Raw genomic sequence first — 17,491 nt, 5'->3', positions numbered from 1 at the left:
TTTCCCGTGCGGGCGTATTATTCGTCCTGCGGGGCCGGCAGCGATTGAGAGGGAGCGAAGCATGACCCTTCCCAACCACATTTCTTGTGATGCCGTCATGAACTCCATTGCCGACGGCGTATTCACCGTCGATCTGGACTGGAACATCACCTTTTTCAACCGGGCAGCAGAGCGGATTACCGGGGTTTCCAGCCTGGAGGCCATGGGCCGCAAATGCTGGGAGGTGTTTCATTCCAGCATCTGCGACGGCGCGTGTGCCATTCGGGAATGTCTGGAAACGGAGCGTAATTTATGCAATAAATCCATTTACATTGTGAAGCCGGACGGCTCCAAGCTCTCGGTCTCCATCAGCGCCGCGCCCCTGCGCGACGCCATGGGCCACATTGTGGGCGGTGTGGAAACATTCCGGGATATCACAGCCATACAGCTCATGCGCCAGAAGCTGGAAGGCCGCTACACCCTGGATGACATCGTCACCAAATCCCAGTCGCTGATCCGGATTCTCCAGATATTACCTCAGATTGCCGAAAGCGATGCCTCGGTGTTGCTGCTTGGCGAATCCGGCACGGGCAAGGAACTTTTTGCCCGGGCCATTCACAACCTCTCGGCCCGCAAGCAGGGGCCCTTTGTGGCGGTGAACTGCGGGGCGCTTCCTGAGAATCTGCTGGAGTCTGAGCTGTTTGGCTACAAGGCTGGTGCCTTTACCGATGCCAAGTCCGACAAACCTGGCCGCTTTCAAATGGCTGGAACAGGGACGATTTTTCTGGATGAAATCGGGGACATGCCCCTGCAGCTGCAGGTGAAGATTCTCCGCGTGCTCCAGGAACGGACCTTCGAGCCCCTGGGCTCCACCAAAAGCCTGCGCACCGAGGCCAGGGTGATTGCCGCCACCAACAAGGATTTGCAGAACATGGTGGATGCAGGACGGTTCCGGGACGACCTCTTCTACCGCCTTAATGTGGTGCAGATCCGTCTCCCCTCGCTGGCAGAGCGGCCGGAAGACATCCCGTTGCTGATCTCCCACTTCGTCAACCGCAATAACTGCATCAAAGGAACGGACATTCACGGTGTCTCTGAGGATGTCTATCAGCTGCTCATGCGTCACCGATTTCCCGGCAACGTGCGTGAGCTTGAGAACATCATCGAATATGCATTCATTCTCTGCCGCAAGGGCTACATCCAGGTGGACCACCTGCCAGAATACCTGCTTCCGGCAGACTCGCACCATATTTCCCTCAAGCAGGATGGGAGATTAAAATCCATTAGATATCAGGCTGCTATGGAAGCCCTGCAGCGCAATGGGGGCAAGAAAATGGCCACCTGCCGGGAGCTTGGGATCTCAAAAGACACCCTCCGGCGCATCCTGCGCGCGGGTGCCGACGCATAACGCGCCCTGATTTTCCCCAAAAAGACGCATTTTGCGCCCAAAAAACGCGCCACCTCCTCCCGGGGGCGGCGCGTTTCGTTGTCGCCCCCGCATCGCGCCTCGCTTGCCGGGCCGCTGGTACGGCCTGTGCTCTTGCGCGTTCAAGGCCACCAACCTGCCGCAGCGGGAATAGCAAGCGCCCAAGGAGTCAAATCATGCCCCAAAGCGATGCCTGGGATTTTGAAACAGGCGCACGCAGTCTGTGCGATGTGCACGCCTGCGCCCGAGATTTCAACTGGCTTGAGGAACCATATGTCTCGCCCGACGGCGAGCGTGTGGCCATGGCCGCCGTCTCAGACGACGGTGCGACGCTTTGCGTCAACGGCCAGACCTGGGAAAACGTGTTCGAGAAGGTCTGGATGCCCAGATTCCTTCCGGACGGCAGGCTCATGGCCTTTGTCCAGACCGATGGCGAATGGACCGCGGCCGTGGACGACCAGCCCTGGGAAAACACGTTTGGCTTCATCTGGAACCCCATGTGGAGTCAGGACGGCAGCCGCCTGGCCATCTGCGTGCAGCAGGATGGCGAATACGGCATGGCCGTGGACGACCAGCCCTGGGAAACCCTGTTTGAAAACGCCAACAACTTCGCCCTGAGCAAGGACGGCGCGCACTCCGCGGCCGTGGTCCAGACCGTGTCCCTGGGACAGGCGGACATCGAAGGCTATCAGAAAGGCGTGTATTCCGTGGCGGTGGATGGCGAGTCCTGGATGACGAACTTCGTCAACTGCTGGGGCCCGACCTTTGACGCTGCCGGCGAGCGCGTGGCCGCGGCCGCGCGGTTTTCGCTCTATGATTACGGCGTCATTGAAGAAGGCCGTCCATGGACGACCACCTATCAGTGCGTCTGGGAACCGTTCTTCGACCCCACCACGGGCGAAGTGCTGGTGCCGGCGCGCACCGGCGGCAAGTGGGGCCTGGCCACCCGCAACGGCTTCCGCTGGGAGCCGGCCTTCCACCAGCTCTGGCATCCCGAGTTCTCTGCCGATGGCAAGACCCTGGCCGCCATCGTGGCGCCACAATTCGGCGAATTCACCGTGGCCGTGAATGGTACGCCCTGGAACCAGACCTGGCCTGTGGTCACGGATCTGGTCCTCAGCGCCACGGGCCGCGCGGCCTGCCTGGCCAGCGAAAACAACACCCGCTTCCGCGTGGTGGTGGATGGCAAGCCCTGGACCGGCCGCTACGAGATGGCCTGGCCGCCCGTGTTCTCGCCGGATGGCAAGCGAGTGGCCGCGGCGGTGGAGAAGCACGGCCGGCAGACCATTGTCCTGGACGACAAGGTCTACAAGGAGTGGTTCGACAAGGTCTGGCCTCCGGTCTTCGACCCCAGCGGCGAGAAGGTGCTCATTCGGGCCCTGTCCGGCGGCGCCTGCCTGCGCATCGTGGACCATATCTCGTCCTTCAAAGCCTAGGCGCAGGACAAGGGAGGAATTTCATGGAAAAATTGTATGCCCTTGCCGTAGGTCCCCTGGCCTGGGCGGCGGCGGCCATCTTCATTTTCGGCTCCGTGTATCGTCTGGTACGCATGTACAATCTGGCCAAGCAAAAAGACGGCCAGGCCCTGGCCTACATGAGCTGGAAGTTCGGCCTCAGGTCCCTGGCGCACTGGTTCACCCCGTTCGGTGCGCTGGGCTGGCGGGAAAACCCTCTGGAAACCATCGCCACCTTCGTTTTCCACATCGGGCTCATTCTGCTGCCCCTGGTGGTGTTGGGTCATGTGGTGCTGGTGGAGCAGTTCCACGGCTTCTCCTGGTGGTCGCCGCCGGAAGTCATCACGGATGTGGTGGCCATGCTGGTGGTGGCCTGCTGCGCATTTTTCGCCCTGCGCCGGCTCCTCAAGCCTGAAGTCCGCTTTGTGACCAGCGGGCAGGACTGGCTGGTGCTCATCATCGCCTGCCTGCCCTTCCTCACCGGCGTCCTGGCCTATCATCATGTGGGTCCGAACCTGGTCATGACCACCCTGCACATCCTCACCGGCGAGCTGATGCTCGTCGCCATTCCCTTCACCAGGCTCTCGCACATGCTCTTCGGGCTCTTCAGCCGTGCGTATATGGGCAGCGAGTTCGGCGGCGTTCGTCACGCCAAGGACTGGTAATATAAGGAGTTCTTGACATGAGCACCATTGCCGACCGGCTCATAGACGATGCCGGCATCCAGCGCGGACTGGACCGCCTGGAGCAGTCCCGCATTCGTTCCATCATCAAGGCCGTGCTGAACAGCGAAACCGGCGCGCGCCTGAAAACCTATGCCGAAACCTGCATGCGTTGCGGCCTGTGCGCCAAGGCCTGCCATTACTACATGTCCCACGAAGGCGACCCCAGCTACTCCCCCGTGGGCAAGGTCCGTCAGACCATGTGGGAAATCCTCAAGGCTGATGGCGACGTCACCAAAAAACAGCTGCAGCAGTTCGCCCAGATCGCCTATACGGAATGCAACCTCTGCCGCCGCTGCATGCATTACTGCCCGCTGGGCATCGATACGGCCTACATCATCAGCGTGGTGCGCCGTATCTGCCACAAGCTGGGCGTCACGCCACAGTACATTCAGGACACAGCCCACTCCCACGCCGCCACCATGAACCAGATGTGGGTCAAGGATGACGAGTGGATCGACTCCCTGATGTGGCAGGAAGATGAAGCCCGGGAAGAATTCCCCGGCCTGCGCATCCCCCTGGAGAAAGAAGGCGCGGACTTCATGTACTCCGTCATCGCGCCGGAACCAAAGTTCCGCACCCAGCTCATCTATCAGGCGGCGGCCATCTTCAACGTCGCCGGGCTGGACTGGACCATGCCCGCCACCCCGGGCTGGGACAACTCCAACATGGCCATGTTCAGCGGGGATGCCGAAGTCATGTCCCGCGTGGAACGCGCCCACTACGAAACCGCGCAGCGCCTGCGGGTCAAGCGCATTGTCATGGGCGAATGCGGCCACGCCTTCCGCGCTGTGTACGACCAGGCCAACCGCTGGCTGGGCTGGAAGATGCATCCAGTGCCGGTGGTGCACTCCATCGAGTTCTTCTGGGAACTGCTGGATAGCGGCAAAATCCGCATGGCCAGCAAACACCCCGGCGCCGTGACCATCCACGACCCCTGCAACATCATCCGCGGCCGCGGCCTCATGGACAAGCTGCGCGAAGTGGTCAAGCACATTGCCGAAGAAGTGGTGGAAATGACCCCCAACCGCGAGCACAACTACTGCTGCTGCGCCGGCGGCGGCGTGATCAACTGCGGCCCGCCATTCAAAAAGGTCCGCGTGATCGGCAACAAAATCAAGGCGGAACAGCTCAAGGCCACGGGCGTGCACACGCTCATCGCCCCCTGCCACAACTGCCACGGCGGCCTGGAAGACATTATCAAGCACTTTGAGCTGGATATGCACATCTACTTCCTGGGCGACATCATCTACAAGCACATGGAACGGCCGGCCGATCCGGCTGCGGGAGGGGAATAGCCATGCGTCGCGCCAACTCTCCCCTGCTCCTGCTCCTGCTGGGGCTGGCCCTGGTGCTCTGGACCCTGCCGGCGTTCTGCCAGTCCGACATGCTGGTGGTCAGCCGCGATCCCTTCCCCACCCCGCAACGGCCAGCGGCGAAGTTCGAGCATGACGCACACAATGAAAAGGCCAAGCTCGAAGACTGCGGCGTGTGCCACCACGGCGATACCGACGGCAAGATGGACCCCACCAACACCACCGAAGGCACGCCCTGTGCGGACTGCCACGCCGCCAACCCCGCGGCCGAGCCCAAGCTGAAGCACAAGACGCCGCTGCGGCGGGCCTTCCACTTGCAGTGCGTGGGCTGTCATGAACAAACCGGCAAAGGCCCCCTCGCCTGCGGCGAGTGCCATGCCCCGACCGCCAAGGAGTAAGCCATGCCGAAGAAAATCATGGTTGTGGACGATGATCCGGCCATCGTGGAGTTTCTCACCACGCTGTTCCAGGACCATGGCTACCAGACCTGCTCCGCCTCTGACGGCAGCCAGGCCATGGAGGTGCTGGAACGCGAAAAGCCCGACCTGCTGACCCTGGACCTGGAAATGCCCGAGGAATGGGGGCCGCGGTTCTACCGCAAGTTCTCCCAGAAACCTGAGTTCAAGGAGCTGCCGGTCATCGTCATCAGCGGGCTTTCCGGCATCCATCTGGCCATCCGCAAGGCTGTGGCCACGGTGAACAAACCCTTTGACCCCAAACAGGTCATCGCCATCGTCAAGGACACCATCGGCTGAACCCCGGCAGTCTGCACAATTCGGGCGTGTAACAGCCGGATGTGTGACTGACGGGTGTGCAACGGGCGGCGGCTCTTGAGCAGCGCCGCACAGGGCAGAAGGGGCAAGGGAGCATGCGCGTGTGTCTGGCCACGTATGGGGAACGACTGGCCTCGTTGCTGGAGACAGCCTCGGAACTGCAGTTCTACGAGTCCCGCGCCGGAGAGCTCGACTCGCGAGGATTCGTCCCCATGCCCAAGGGCGGCCCCATCGCCCTGGCCGAAACCCTGCATTCCGCGGGCATTCGCACCCTGGTCTGCGGCGCCGTGAGCGAACATTACGCCGAGCACCTGCACCGTGCGGGCATCCGGCTTTCCCCCTGGATTGCCGGCGACGTAAACCGCGTCCTGGACCACTGGCTCGCCGGCCGCCTGGAACGTCTGTCCATGCCGGGGAAACGGCGGAAGTAAGCACAAAAAAGCGAGAGGGAACCCTTTTGCAAAAGGGTTCCCTCTCGCGCTCTCCTTCCCAAAAACTTCTTATCTACTCAACTCATTCTTTGTTGCTTTTCGAATTGTTCCACTACTTCCTTTTTCCTTTTGTCTTGTTCTTTTTGAAAACTAGTTTCAGACTGAACTCTAAACAAGAGTGGAGTAGGATTGGCCCTCGAAATTTTATCTATTGTCTGCGACAGTTGCTTTAAGTTATCTGCAATCTCACAGGCAGGGTCTTTCCCGATTACTATCAGTCCTTCCCACTGCGATACGTCAATGTGGAATTCTTTTTTAGTCTTATTTTTGCCTAAATAATTATCATATTCAACCCGAATTGTAAAAACCGGCAAAACCGGTTTCTTAAGTAGCTCCATCGCATTTCCAAGAAAAAAAACGAATTTTTCACGCGCTGGAATATAGCCAGCCTTTGAAAACATTGCCACTTCACGAATCTTCAACCCTTTTTCGCTCGCAACAGCCTCATCAATGTTTATCGACCATTTAACATTTGCCGCAGGGCCACCTGAATTTCGAACCACCAACTCCACAATATTTATATATCTTTGATTTGGTATAATATAAACGTCCAATTCAGGTTCCGTTTGAATTTCGCGCAATCGTCGCGTCTCATTCACCAATCGCCAATTCAGCATGATCAACAATCCGGTTGTTACTACTCCGATCGCAGCACACGCGGCCATCACGATATTTGCAATTAATTGTGTATCCATTTTTTTAATGCCATTCACTTTTTCGCACACTGCACATAACAGGCGGGGGGGGCGCTCAGCCCCCCCGCTTCGTATCCATCGTATCTAATCGTCAAAATCACCCTCAGGCCCCTTATCCGATTCGATGCCCTTGGCCTTGGTGCGGATTTTTTCCTCGGTCCAGTCAGCGGCGTTTTCGATCACGCCGACCTTGGGGCCCAGGTCGTAGGAGTTGGCGGCCAGGATGGCCTCGACGGCCAGGGGGGCGGTGTCCTTGGCGTTGAAGACATCCACCAGCAATTCTTCCACAAAGCCAGCTACAGCCTCGGCCATGCGGTCGCGTACGTCCTTGGGCTGGCCCATCATGCGGCATTCGAAGGGCAGGTTCAGCTTCTTGTAGTCGCCGGCCTTCAGGCCCTTGGAGTCGGCGTAGGCCACCAGATCGGCCCAGAGCTCTTCGGTAATGCCCTTGCCGGGTTCCTTGATCAGGCGTTTGGCCTCGTCGAGTACGGCGTTGCCGTATTCATTCACCTGCACGCCCCAGGAGAGCATCTGCAGGGCCGTGGCCACGTTGGCCTTGGTGGTGGCCGTCTTGGCGGCGATTTCCTTCAGCTTGGCCGAGCTGTTGCCCGAGGTGCCATGCTGGGCGCCGGAAAGCTTGTACGGTGCGAGGGCGGCGTGGATTTCCGCCGTCAGTTCCACCTGAATGCCGGCCTCGGAGGCTTCGATGCCGTGGGTGGTGCCATTGTTCAAGGCGATCCAATCGGGGTGGATGCCGTGGGCGTTCAGGCCCTGGATGAGGAAAAGGGCCTCCTGCGGGGTGGACAGGCCTGATTTACCTTTAATCTCACCAACTTCCGTCTCATAGCCGGCCCAGGTGGGAACGTAGCCTTTCAGGGCGATGTTGGCCAGGAGGTTTTCGTCATCGGGCAGGTGGGAGGCGTCGATGGCGATGGAGGTCACGCCGGCTTCGAAGAGTGTGGGGATCTCGATTTTGGCTTTTTCGAGGTCCGCAGGGTTCTTGATGCCGTAGTGGTCGGTATGCACGGCCACGGGCACGGTAATGCCCAGCTCGTTGCACATGGCGTCCACCTGCTGGGCCAGGTTCCACATGGTGGTGGCGCAGTAGTGGGCCGCGCCTCCCTCGCTTTTGGCGATTTCGAGAATCACGGCGGCGTTGGCCCGCTGGGCAGCCAGGAGCACGCCGCGGATGACGAAATGGCTGCGGCCGTTGGCGGCGATGGTCATGGCGTGGCCCTTGGCGAGCATGGCCCGGTCCACCACCTTGCCACTGACGATCAGGGCGCGGGAGTTGGGGAAAAGCGCCTGAACGTTGGGCGGGCGGCCCACTTTCAGGGCGGTGTCAAACTGTGGATGCGGCGGCTGGCCAAAAACGGGCATGAGGCCGTCCTCCTTGCGGGTAGTGAGTGCCAGAGAGGTTTGGATTTGTTGACGAGACGACAGCATTGAGCATACCTTGAACCGCAGAGAACGGCAATGGCCAGACGCATACCGATCTCGTCACGGAGCTCTCGGCTGGGCAAAACAGCTTGACCGGACTCTCTCCTCCGTCATAATTTCTTATATGCTCACAAGACCATCCTGGCCTGCGACCTTGTGACATACCTTGTAACGAGCGGTGCATGTCGATCAAAACCAGGCTCATCCTGTTGCTCTCCACCGTGCTGGTGGCTGCGTTTGCAGCAACCAGCCTTGTGAACTATACCGTCTCGCGCTCGGCCGCCCTGAAGGAGCTGACCACCTCGGCCCTGCCGCTGACGCGCGACACCATCTACTCAGAAATACTCAAAAACCTCATGCAACCCCTGCATGTTTCCTCCCTCATGGCCAATGACAACTTCCTGAAGGAATGGGCCGAGCAGGGCGAGCAGGACGAAGGGCAGATCCAGCGTTTTTTGAATGGCATTCACGAAAAGTACGGCTTCTTCAGCACGTTTTTCGTCTCTGCCAAGACCATGAAGTACTACCACTTCAACGGCGTGCTCAAGACCATCTCCGAGGCGGACGCGCACGATGTCTGGTACTACGCATTCATCCACACCGGCAAGGAATACGACCTGGATGTGGACACCAATCAGGCTGCTGACAACACCCTGACCATCTTCATCAATTTTCGCGTGCTGGACTCGAAGGGCAAGCTCCTGGGCGTGACTGGCGTGGGCCTGAAAATGGATGCCGTGGCCAACATCATCCGGGATACCCAGGCCAGATACCTGCGTCGAATTTATCTTGTTGATCCACGCGGCATGATCCAGGCGCACATGGACACCCGGCTGGTGGAGCAGGTGAACATCCACGACCTGCCCGGCATTGGCCAGATTGCCGGCGCCATCCTGGATGCCGGCAAAGACCATGTGGACCTGGGCTACGAGAATGAAGACGGCGCCACCCAGCTGACTTCCCGTTACATTCCCGAGCTGAACTGGTTCCTCATTGTGGAGCAGGACGAGCGCGACGTGCTTGGTGCGGCCCGCAAGAACCTCATGACCACCCTGAGCGTGGGGGCGGTGGCCTCCCTGGTCATTATTGCCATCGTGGCCCTGGCCGTGAATTTCTTTCAGGGCCGGCTGGAATTTCTGGCCATGCACGACGAACTCACCGGCTGCCTGAACCGTCGTTCGCTGGATACCTATTTCCAGCGGGCCATTTCCCGCTTTGCCCGCCAGGGCCGCAACTTTGCCGCCATTGGCATGGATTTGGACAATTTTAAGGATATCAATGACAAATTCGGGCATCTGGCCGGAGACGGCGCCCTGCGCGCCGTGGCCGGCATCGTGCGGGCCGGCATCCGCCCCACGGACGCCCTCTTCCGCTTTGGTGGCGACGAGTTCCTGCTTTTGACCGAGTGTACCGAAACCGAGGCCGATGCCCTGGTGGAGCGGTTGCGGCAAACACTGGCGGTTCGTTCCTCCGCCTTGCCCTCCGGCCCCATCGAAGTCAGCTGCGGCGTGGCCATGTACATGCCCGGCATGACCCTGGATGCCCTGCTCTCCGCGGCGGACGAGGCCATGTATGCCGAAAAGGCGCGGCGCAAGGGAGGCTCCTGCAGCTGACACGCAAGTGTCACTTGCCTCCTCGGAAAACTGAGCCTAACATGTAACTAATTGAATTAGATTAAGGAAGGCGGACGTTCGCAACGAGTTCCACGTTTTCATCCAGCCGGGGATTGCCCATGACCTTTCATTTGCACAACCTGAAAATGCAATACAAGCTATTGATACCGGTCAGCGTGGCTGCCGTCATTGTCCTGATGGCGCTCACCCTCACCGTCCGCCAGCAGATCGACGGGCAATCAAACGAGAACGCCGCCCAACTGGCCCAGGAAATCGGGGCACGGTATGCGAACATGGTCCAGGGGGTTCTGGATACCACCATCGCCATTGGCAAGACGATGGCCGCCGGTGTCAGCACCGAACATGCCCGGCCCCAACCGGATCGCGCGGCCGTGGCGGCCCTGCTCCACCGCACCCTGAGCAGCTTCCCCAACATTTTTGGCGCCTGGACCACCTGGGAGCCCAACGAGTTCGACGGCCGCGATGCCGAATTCGTCAACGCCAACGCCCTGCACGAGGGTTCCGGCCGTATGCTGCCCTATGTTATCCGTGGCAAAACCGGCATTGAGGAAACCACCACCACCTCAGTCCTGGCCTCCAGCCGCGACCCAGGGGAAAAGTGGTACTGGCTGCCCTTGCAAACGGGCAAGCTCTTTGTCACCGAGCCCACCGTCTATGAGGTGGCCGGGCAGGACCGCATGATGATCAGCGTCTGCGCACCCATGCAGGACAAAGGCAATGGCGTGGCCGGCGTGGACCTGAGCCTGGAAAACCTCCAGTCCCTGGCGGCCCGCATTTCCATTTTCGACACCGGCTACGGCATGCTGCTCGCCAACTCAGGCATGATCGTCGCCCACCCGGACAAGAGCCTCATCGGCAAAAACGCCAAGGACTTCGTCCCCGCAGAACAGAAGACCGCCTTTGAGAATGCCCTGCGCCAGGGCACCGCGCTGCAATACGATCAGGAATCATCCGTTGCCGGGCAGACCATGCTCTACAGCATGACCCCCATTCTCCTGGAAGGTGCGGAAGGCCCCTGGAGCTTCCTGGTGACCCTGCCCAAATCCAAGATGCAGGAGAGTGCGCAAAGCCTCCAACGGCAGCTGCTCTGGATCAGCCTGGGTGGGCTGGTGTTGTTGGTGGTGCTGGTATTTGCCGTCACCCGGCCCATCGTCACCTCCCTGCGGCGGATCATGACAGCGGCCCAGGGCGTGGCCGCCGGGGATCTGGACCGCCCCATCGACATCCGCCAGCGTGATGAAATCGGCGTGCTGGCCGACGCCCTGCGCGAGATGGTGGAGTCCCTGAAAGGCAAAATCGCCGTGGCCAACACCAAAACCGCAGAAGCTGAAGCCCAGGCGGCCCGGGCCGAACAGGCGGTGGCGCTGGCCGAGGCGGCCCGGGCCAAGGCCGACCAGGCCCGCCGGGAAGGCATGCTGGCGGCGGCGGCCAAACTCGAAGGCGTGGCGGCAGTTATTGCTTCGGCTTCCACAGAGCTGACCGGTCAGGTGCGCGAATCCAGCCGCGGCACGCAGGATCAGTCCGTCCGCCTGAGCGAGACGGCCACAGCCATGGAAGAAATGAACGCCACCGTGCTGGAAGTGGCGCGGAATGCCGGGCAGGCGGCGGAAACCGTCGACCACGCCCGCAAGGAAGCCGCCGCCGGTGCGCAGGTGGTTTCCCAGGTGGTAGATGGAATTGATCAGGTCAAAAGCCAGGCCCAGGGCCTGACCAAAGACATGCACGCCCTGGGCAAACAGGCCGAGGGCATCAGCCAGGTCATGGTGGTCATTAATGATATTGCCGACCAGACCAATCTGCTGGCCCTCAACGCAGCCATTGAAGCCGCCCGCGCAGGCGATGCCGGGCGCGGCTTTGCCGTGGTGGCCGACGAGGTCCGCAAGCTGGCGGAAAAGACCATGAGCGCCACCCGTGAGGTGGGCGCGGCCATTGCCGCCATCCAGCAGGGTACCAGCACCAACATCGCCAACTTTGACGTCGCCTCCCGGCTGATCGACGAGGCCACGCAGCAGGCCGGCCGCTCGGGCGGGGCGCTGCAGCAGATCGTCGGCCTCATCGACACGGCCACGGACCAGGTCCGCTCCATTGCGGCCGCGGCAGAAGAACAGTCCGCCGCCAGCGACGAAATCACCAAGAATATCGATGATATCAACCGCATCGCCGCCACCGTGGCCGGAGCCATGGACCAATCCTCCCAAGCCGTGCACCAGCTGGCCGAACAGGCCCAGATTCTGCGCGGGCTCATCGAGAGCCTGCAGGCTGATGACGAACGCTGAGTCGCGCGTTGCCCCTCCTGCCACATTCCATCGCCGGGGCCGCACCATGGTGCGGCCCCGGCGATGCGCGTTGCGGCCCCCGTGCATTGGGTTGCGGCCCGAGCTCAAAGGCACGGCGGCCTTGCCAAACTTTGGGTTGTGCCATTATAAGAGGGAATTCTCTCCCCAGGAGCCCCCATGCAGCAGACGCCTTGCACCATTGTCAAAAAAGAGCGGCTGATTCCCGGGCAGACGAGCAAGCTGGTCATCTCGTGCCCCCACATCGCCAGGAAGGCGCAACCCGGCAACTTCGTCATCCTGCGCGTCGGCCCCCAGGGCGAGCGCATCCCCCTGACCATTGCCGACGCCGACCCCGAGGCCGGCACCATCACCATGGTCTACCTCGTCATGGGCAAGAGCACCGCCGAACTGGAGACCCTGGAGGAAGGCGACGCCCTGCACGACCTCTGCGGCCCCCTGGGCCAGGCCACACACATTGAAAAGGTCGGCACTGTGGTTTGCGTGGGTGGCGGCACGGGCATTGCGGCCATGCACCACATTGCCAAGGGCCACAAACGCGCCGGCAACCACACCGTGGCCATCATCGGCGCGCGCAGCAAGAATCTGCTGCTCTTCGAGAATGAACTCAAGAACTTCTGCGATGAAGTGCTCATCGCCACCGACGACGGCTCCTACGGGCACAAAGGGTTTGTCACCCAGGTGCTGGAGGAACGGCTCAAAACGGACGAGACCGTGAAGGAAGTGGTGGCCATCGGCCCCGTGCCGATGATGGAGGCCGTCTCCCGGACCACCAGACCCTTTGGCGTCAAGACCACCGTGAGCCTGAACTCCATCATGGTGGATGGCATCGGCATGTGCGGGGCCTGTCGCGTGAGCGTGGGCGGGCAGGTGAAGTTCGCCTGCGTGGACGGCCCGGAATTCGACGGCCATCAGGTGGATTTCGGCGAGCTCCGCCAGCGGCTCGCCGCGTTCAAACCCCAGGAAGCCCTCTCCTACGAGGCATTCAAAGAGCGCCATGGCAAGTAGCGAGCATACCCCCGCCGGCAAAGGAAAAATATCCATCCCACGCGTGGCCATGCCCACGCAGGAGCCTCTGGCGCGCATTAAAAATTTCGCCGAGGTGGCCCTGGGCTATGCCGAGGACCAGGCCCTCATCGAGGCCTCGCGCTGCATCCAGTGCAAAAAACCCCTGTGCGTGAAGGGCTGTCCCGTGGAAGTGCCCATCCGCGACTTCATCGGCCATCTGCAAAAGAATGACATCCAGAAGGCGTACGAAGTCATCAAGTCCACCAACAGCCTGCCTGCGGTCTGCGGCCGGGTCTGCCCCCAGGAAACCCAGTGCGAGGGCAACTGCGTGCTGGGCAAGAAGGGCGAACCCGTGGCCATCGGCCGGCTGGAACGCTACGTGGCCGATACCTACATGGCCCTTTCCGCCTGCGACCAGATCACCGGCAAGCCCGAGTGCCCGATGATCAACGAGGAACTCAAGGTCGCCTGCATCGGCTCCGGCCCATCCAGCCTCACCGCGGCCGGCTATCTGGCCGCCCATGGCGTCAAGGTGACGGTGTTCGAGGCCTTGCACGAGGTGGGCGGGGTGCTCATCTACGGCATCCCCGAGTTCCGCCTGCCCAAGAGCATTGTGGCGGCGGAAGTGGCCGCGCTCAAGGAACAGCACGTGGATTTGCTGCCCAACTGGGTGGCCGGCAAGACCTTTACGGTCAAGGAACTTTTTGAACAGGGCTACAAGGCCGTGTTTATCGGCGTGGGCGCGGGCCTGCCCAAGTTCCTGGGCGTGCCGGGCGAAAACCTCATCGGCGTCTTCTCCGCCAACGAGTACCTCACCCGCGCCAATCTGGGCCGGGCTTACGACTTCCCCAACTGGGACACGCCCACCTTCCCTGGCCGCCGCGTGGCCGTGCTGGGCGGGGGCAACGTAGCCATGGACGCCGCGCGCACCGCCCTGCGCCTGGGCGCGGAGGAAGTGCGCATCGTCTACCGCCGCACCCAGGGCGAAATGCCCGCCCGGCATGAAGAGCTGGAACACGCGGTGGAAGAGGGCGTGATTCTGGAAATCCTCTCCGCACCTGTGGAGTTCAAGGGGGACGACCAGGGCCGGCTGACCTCCATGGTCATCCAGCGCATGGAACTCGGCGAGCCCGACGCCTCCGGCCGGCGCTCTCCAAAGCCTGTCGAGGGCGCGTTCCAGGAGCTGGCCTGCGACATGGCCGTCATCGCCGTGGGCGCGGGCCCCAACCCCATCCTGCTGGACTCCACCCCCGAACTGCGCCGCACCAAACGCGGCTACATCGACGCCGACCCCGAAACCGGCGAGACGAGCATGCCCATGGTCTTTGCCGGGGGCGATATCGTCACCGGCGCGGCCACGGTCATCTCGGCCATGGGCGCGGGCCGCCGGGCTGCCAAGGAAATCGCCCGCCGCCTGCTGGGCGAGGACGCGGCCAGAGACTGACACCCGATGCGGGGCGGGCGCCGTGTTCCTGAAACGGTGCCCGCCCTCGTTCCGCGTCACACACCGTAAGCCCCCTGCCATTGCACCGCGGCTGCCCTGCGCGGCTGTGTCCTACCGGCCCGGGCCGGTTTTTTTGCGCCCTGTGGCAGCATGTCGTCATGGAACTGTAACGCCTCTTTCGTACACCTGGATCGGCCATCTCCGACCTCACGCCGGGCCTTGCAACGCCTGTCCCTGCAAAACGGGCCTTGCGACACCTGCCCTGAAACGGTCACGCACCAATCACCCGCATGTAACAGTGGGAGCATACGGTGGCGGGCATTGCACGCGCTTTCCGCCTGCATCCCGGAAAGCAGTGATGGCCCTAACAGGAGGATTTTCATGCGTTCCATGCTCACGGCCGCCTTTTGCGCAACGGTTGCCCTGGCGCTGTGGTTCTGCGCCGCCGAGGCTCAACAGCCCCTGCGCGACCAGGTCCGCATCGTAGGTTCATCCACCATTTTCCCTTTCTCCAGCTTTGTGGCTGAAGAACTTGGCAAGACCACCGGCTTCCGCACCCCTGTGGTGGAATCCACCGGCTCCGGCGGCGGGCACAAACTGTTTGGCGCCGGCATGGGCTCGGAAACGCCGGACATCACCAACTCCTCCCGCCGCATCAAAAAGAGCGAGCTGGAAACCTGCTATGCCAATGGCATGACCAAGGTCGTGGAGGCCATCATCGGCTACGACGGCATTGCCGTTGCCCAGAATGGCAAGGACGCCGACTTCAACGTCACGCCCGAGCAGCTCTTCCTGGCCGTGGCGGAAAAGGTTCCCTCCCAGGGCAAGCTGGTCCCCAACCCGTTCAAGAACTGGAAGGAAATTGACCCCACCCTGCCCGACCGCAAGATCCTCATCTACGGTCCGCCCGCCACTTCCGGCACCCGTGACGCCTTTGCCGAGCTGGTGATGCACAAGGCCGTCAAAAAGTTCCCGGAATACGAAAAGGAACTGGGCAAGGAAGCCGGCGAGTACTCCGCCATCCGTCAGGACGAAGCCTACGTGCCCTCCGGTGAAAACGACAACCTCATCGTCCAGAAACTCGTCCAGGACAAGAACGCCTTCGGCATCTTCGGCTACTCCTTCCTGGAAGAGAACAAGGACCGCATCAAGGGCGCGCTGATCAACGGCGTGAAGCCAGAGCCCAAAACCGTCTCCAGCGGCGAGTATCCCATCTCCCGCTCGCTGTATTTCTACATCAAGGCCGACCACATCGGGAAAGTTCCCGGCCTGAAGGAATACGTGGATCTGTTCATGAGCGACAAGATGATCGGCAGCCGCGGCCTGCTCAAGCGCATCGGGCTCATCCCCCTGCCCAAGGACATGCTGGACAAGGCCCGCAAGGACGTGACCAGTCTCAAGCGTCTGGACCCGGCAGACCTGAAGTAACGCTGCTTCCGCAGCTCCCACGGACCGGAAGGCTGACGGCTTACCCCCCCACCCTTCCGGTCCGCCAGACTCACCCCCACCCTGCGCACGCACCATGGCGCAGGGTCGGGCAAGCCACCGAGGAATCGCATTGGACAGTGCCGACCTCCTGCAGTACGCGCTTCTGGGCGTGCTTCCCCTGCTTCTCTTTGCCTATGTGCTGGGCATGCGCCGGGCCCGGCCGGATGCCCAGGCCCTCTCCGGGCAACGGTTTCACTCCGCTCCGGGCTATTACGGCTGGTACGCCGTGGTCTGGGTGGGCATGCCGGCCTTCGGGCTCTATTGCCTGACTGTACTGCTGCAAAAATTCGGTCTGCTGGCAATCCCGCCCCTGGTCACGGTCGTGGCCGTGCTGGGGGTGGCGGTGCTGGGGCTGGTGTATTCACTCTCGCAGATCACGCCGGAGTTCCGGGCCATCCATGCCGTGGAAAAAGCCATCATGCGCGTGTTGCTGCTGTGCTCGTGCATCTCGGTGCTGACGACCATCGGCATTGTACTCTCCATCGTCTTTGAGACGCTGCAGTTCTTCAAATTCGTCTCGGTCTGGGAGTTCCTGACCGGCACCACCTGGGATCCGGACACGGCCTTTCTGCAAGGGGCCGGGCGGGACATGGCGGGGGTATCCGAGGCCAAATTCGGCTCCCTGCCGCTCTTTGCCGGCACGTTCATGATCACCGGGGTGGCCATGCTGGTGGCCGTGCCGGTGGGGCTGTTGGCGGCCATCTTCATGTCCGAATACGCCTCGTCCTTTGCCCGCAAGGTGGCCAAGCCCACCCTGGAGATCCTGGCTGGCATTCCCACGGTGGTCTACGGGTATTTTGCGGCCATCACCGTGGGGCCGCTGGTAGTGCATGTGGCGGAAGCCATCGGGCTGAATGCGGTGTACAACAATGCCCTGGCGCCAGGGCTGGTGATGGGGGTGATGATCATCCCCTTTGTCTCCTCATTGTCCGACGACGTCATCAACGCTGTGCCGCAGAGCCTGCGCGAGGGCTCCATGGCCGTGGGCGCCACGCAGAGCGAAACCATTTTGCGGGTGGTGCTGCCGGCGGCCATGCCAGGCATCGTTTCGGCCTTTCTGCTGGCCGTGTCCCGCGCCGTGGGCGAGACCATGATCGTGGTCATGGCAGCGGGCCTGCATCCGAATTTGTCGGCCAATCCCTTGGAATCCATGACCACGGTCACCGTGCGCATCGTGGACGCCCTCATCGGGGACCAGGAATTCAACAGCCCGCTGACTCTCTCGGCCTTTGCCCTGGGCTTTGTGCTGTTGCTCCTGACCCTGATCATGAACATCATCTCCCTGTACGTCGTACGCCGCTTCAAGCAGCACTACGAATAAGCCGGG

The 17,491-nt window shown here is 61.5% G+C and carries 15 protein-coding genes; 13 read left to right on the top strand and 2 right to left on the bottom strand.

Going from position 1 to position 17,491, the window contains the following annotated elements; all coding sequences use genetic code 11:
• Window positions 1-61: 61 nt before the first annotated feature.
• The 7 genes from ACYQ00_RS08465 (at window position 62) to ACYQ00_RS08435 (ending at window position 6,101) form a co-directional block, all read left to right on the top strand.
• Complete coding sequence (locus tag ACYQ00_RS08465) at window positions 62-1,387, top strand: sigma-54 interaction domain-containing protein (RefSeq protein ID WP_460031700.1); 1,326 nt, start codon at window positions 62-64, stop codon at window positions 1,385-1,387.
• Window positions 1,388-1,581: 194 nt separating this feature from the next.
• Window positions 1,582-2,841, top strand: coding sequence for an electron transfer complex subunit TmcD (tmcD, locus tag ACYQ00_RS08460; protein WP_460031699.1), 1,260 nt, complete (start codon window positions 1,582-1,584; stop codon window positions 2,839-2,841).
• Window positions 2,842-2,864: 23 nt separating this feature from the next.
• Complete coding sequence (gene tmcC, locus ACYQ00_RS08455) at window positions 2,865-3,524, top strand: TmcC family electron transfer complex membrane anchor subunit (RefSeq protein ID WP_460031698.1); 660 nt, start codon at window positions 2,865-2,867, stop codon at window positions 3,522-3,524.
• A 17-nt stretch (window positions 3,525-3,541) separates the two neighbouring features.
• Window positions 3,542-4,879 (top strand): electron transfer complex ferredoxin TmcB, encoded by a 1,338-nt coding sequence (tmcB, locus tag ACYQ00_RS08450; protein ID WP_460031697.1) that lies wholly within the window; start codon window positions 3,542-3,544, stop codon window positions 4,877-4,879.
• Between the two features lie 2 nt (window positions 4,880-4,881).
• Window positions 4,882-5,295: an acidic tetraheme cytochrome c3 TmcA gene (gene tmcA, locus ACYQ00_RS08445; RefSeq protein WP_460031696.1), complete on the top strand. Its 414-nt coding sequence runs from the start codon at window positions 4,882-4,884 to the stop codon at window positions 5,293-5,295.
• A gap of 3 nt (window positions 5,296-5,298) precedes the next feature.
• On the top strand, window positions 5,299-5,652 hold the full coding sequence (gene divK / locus ACYQ00_RS08440; RefSeq protein ID WP_460031695.1) for a DVU0259 family response regulator domain-containing protein: 354 nt from the start codon (window positions 5,299-5,301) through the stop codon (window positions 5,650-5,652).
• Window positions 5,653-5,765: 113 nt separating this feature from the next.
• Complete coding sequence (locus ACYQ00_RS08435; protein WP_460031694.1) at window positions 5,766-6,101, top strand: NifB/NifX family molybdenum-iron cluster-binding protein; 336 nt, start codon at window positions 5,766-5,768, stop codon at window positions 6,099-6,101.
• A 77-nt stretch (window positions 6,102-6,178) separates the two neighbouring features.
• Here ACYQ00_RS08435 and ACYQ00_RS08430 read toward each other — a convergent pair whose 3' ends face one another.
• Both ACYQ00_RS08430 and ACYQ00_RS08425 read right to left on the bottom strand, forming a co-directional pair.
• Entirely contained in the window at window positions 6,179-6,874 is a 696-nt protein-coding gene (locus ACYQ00_RS08430) for a hypothetical protein (RefSeq protein WP_460031693.1), read from the bottom strand.
• Between the two features lie 66 nt (window positions 6,875-6,940).
• On the bottom strand, window positions 6,941-8,236 hold the full coding sequence (locus ACYQ00_RS08425) for a class II fructose-bisphosphate aldolase (protein ID WP_460031692.1): 1,296 nt from the start codon (window positions 8,234-8,236) through the stop codon (window positions 6,941-6,943).
• A 242-nt stretch (window positions 8,237-8,478) separates the two neighbouring features.
• Here ACYQ00_RS08425 and ACYQ00_RS08420 point away from each other — a divergent pair, with 242 nt between their 5' ends.
• From ACYQ00_RS08420 to pstC, 6 genes are all read left to right on the top strand, one after another.
• On the top strand, window positions 8,479-9,909 hold the full coding sequence (locus tag ACYQ00_RS08420; protein WP_460031691.1) for a sensor domain-containing diguanylate cyclase: 1,431 nt from the start codon (window positions 8,479-8,481) through the stop codon (window positions 9,907-9,909).
• A gap of 119 nt (window positions 9,910-10,028) precedes the next feature.
• The gene (locus ACYQ00_RS08415; RefSeq protein ID WP_460031690.1) at window positions 10,029-12,206 is read left to right on the top strand and encodes a methyl-accepting chemotaxis protein; all 2,178 of its coding nucleotides are present in this window, start codon (window positions 10,029-10,031) and stop codon (window positions 12,204-12,206) included.
• Window positions 12,207-12,383: 177 nt separating this feature from the next.
• Window positions 12,384-13,232 carry a sulfide/dihydroorotate dehydrogenase-like FAD/NAD-binding protein gene (locus ACYQ00_RS08410; protein WP_460031689.1) on the top strand — a complete coding sequence of 283 codons (849 nt, stop codon included), beginning with the start codon at window positions 12,384-12,386 and terminating at the stop codon, window positions 13,230-13,232.
• Window positions 13,233-13,281: 49 nt separating this feature from the next.
• Window positions 13,282-14,676: an NADPH-dependent glutamate synthase gene (gene gltA / locus ACYQ00_RS08405; protein ID WP_460031688.1), complete on the top strand. Its 1,395-nt coding sequence runs from the start codon at window positions 13,282-13,284 to the stop codon at window positions 14,674-14,676.
• Window positions 14,677-15,057: 381 nt separating this feature from the next.
• Complete coding sequence (locus ACYQ00_RS08400) at window positions 15,058-16,104, top strand: PstS family phosphate ABC transporter substrate-binding protein (RefSeq protein ID WP_460031687.1); 1,047 nt, start codon at window positions 15,058-15,060, stop codon at window positions 16,102-16,104.
• 130 nt (window positions 16,105-16,234) lie between these two features.
• Window positions 16,235-17,485 carry a phosphate ABC transporter permease subunit PstC gene (gene pstC, locus ACYQ00_RS08395; RefSeq protein ID WP_460031686.1) on the top strand — a complete coding sequence of 417 codons (1,251 nt, stop codon included), beginning with the start codon at window positions 16,235-16,237 and terminating at the stop codon, window positions 17,483-17,485.
• The last annotated feature ends 6 nt before the right edge of the window (window positions 17,486-17,491 follow it).

It is taken from the genome of Megalodesulfovibrio paquesii, assembly GCF_054653055.1.
The sequence above is the reverse complement of the archived record's forward strand: the minus strand, read 5'-3'. Positions and strand labels throughout refer to the sequence as shown.